The organism is Corallococcus terminator, assembly GCF_003611635.1.
Lineage (GTDB): Bacteria > Myxococcota > Myxococcia > Myxococcales > Myxococcaceae > Corallococcus > Corallococcus terminator.
Map to the genome: position 1 here is coordinate 1 of NZ_RAVZ01000672.1, position 1,546 is coordinate 1,546.

Consider the following 1,546-nt stretch of genomic DNA (forward strand, 5'->3'; position numbering starts at 1 on the left):
ATGGGTGGGGCTCCAGGCGGGCGGCCACTCTAGCGCCGCCAGGGCTCCCCCACGAGCCCCCCGAGGGCCCGGGCCTTCCGCCTCAGTCCGCGCCCTTGATGCAGGCGACAGGCTTGAGGCGGTGGGCCACCCGGGCGAGTCCGGCCTGCTCCACCGTCTCCAGCACGTCGTCCAGGTTCTTGTAGCAGGGCCCGGATTCGTCCAGCGGGGTGGTGCGGGTGTTGAGGAGGATGCCGGCCTCCTTCATGCGCAGGTCGGTCTCCTCCTGCTGGAGCTGCCGGCGCGCGGCGGCGCGGGACAGCCGCCGCCCGGAGCCGTGGTTCACCGAGTAGATGGACTTCTCCGCGCCGGGTTCGGCGAAGAGGATGGCGCTGCCCGTCTCCATGGAGCCGGGGATGAGGATGGGGTGGCCGGTGGACTCCCACACGGTGCCCTTGAGGGCGGGGTGGCCGCCGGGGAAGGCCCGCGTGGCGCCCTTGCGGGCGACGAACTTCCCGGCCTCGCGCTGGATGAGGTTGTGGGAGATCTCGTAGTAGATGCTCGCGGTGCCGCCGAACACATCCTCCAGGGCGCCGCACACGGCCTCGCCGATGAGCAGGCGGTTGGCCACGGCGAAGTTGGCCGCCATGTTGTGCAGGTTCCAGTAGGAGCGGCCCAGGGCGCTGTCCGCGTCCAGCCAGATGAGGTCCTCGCTGCGGCTCTTGAGGCCCAGGTGCGCCGCGCCCTCCACGAAGAAGTGCTTGGCGATGTTCCAGCCGAAGCCCCGGCTGCCGGTGTGGAGCATCACCCAGACACGGCCCTGCTCATCCACCTGCATCTCGGTGAAGTGGTTGCCGCCGCCCAGGCTGCCCAACTGGCCGCGCTTGTCGTAGGCGCGCACGGGGATGTCCACCCCGGTGTCCTCCACGGGGATGAAGTCGCGTTCGGTGACGGAGCTGCCCCGGCCCAGGGCCTTGGCGCCGTGGCGCAGCACCTCCTTCACGGTGCTTTCGCTGAGCTTGCGCTGCTTGCGGACCCGCTTGGCGCCCACGCCGACGGCGATGCGTTCGGTGACCTCGTTGATCCACTGGCGGCGCTTCTCGGGGTCCGCCACGTCCTCCACCTTGAGGGAGGTCTGGAGCTGGACCATGCCGCAGCCGATGTCGTAGCCGGCGGCGGTGGGCAGGAGGATGCCGTCGGTCTCCACGATGGTGCCAATGGGGACGCCGTAGCCCACGTGACAGTCGGGGGTGACGGCGACGCGGGTGACGCCGGGGAAGGTGGCGGCGTTGACCATCTGGTCGAAGACGGCGTCTTCCATCCCGGGGGACTCCGGGGTGCCGTCTCCCCAGAGGAGCTTGTCGGAGAGGAACAGGTCCGCGTGCACGCGCATGGTCTTGGTGCGCGGCAGGACGTAGTGGCCCTCGGAGACCTTTTCCAGGTGTTGTTTCCAGCTCATGGCGTGTGACCCCAGGTGGGTGAACCCGCGGCAGGGACGAAGCCGTCCTTCATATCTGACGGAGGTGGGGTTTCGGACATCCGGAAGGTTGCCTGCCTGGTGGGGGCG

1 protein-coding gene is annotated in these 1,546 nt (G+C 69.7%); it reads right to left on the bottom strand.

All coding sequences use genetic code 11. The features are described from left to right. Positions 1-82 precede the first annotated feature (82 nt). Entirely contained in the window at positions 83-1,438 is a 1,356-nt protein-coding gene (locus D7V88_RS41385) for an RtcB family protein (RefSeq protein WP_120545946.1), read from the bottom strand. Between the last annotated feature and the right edge of the window lie 108 nt (positions 1,439-1,546).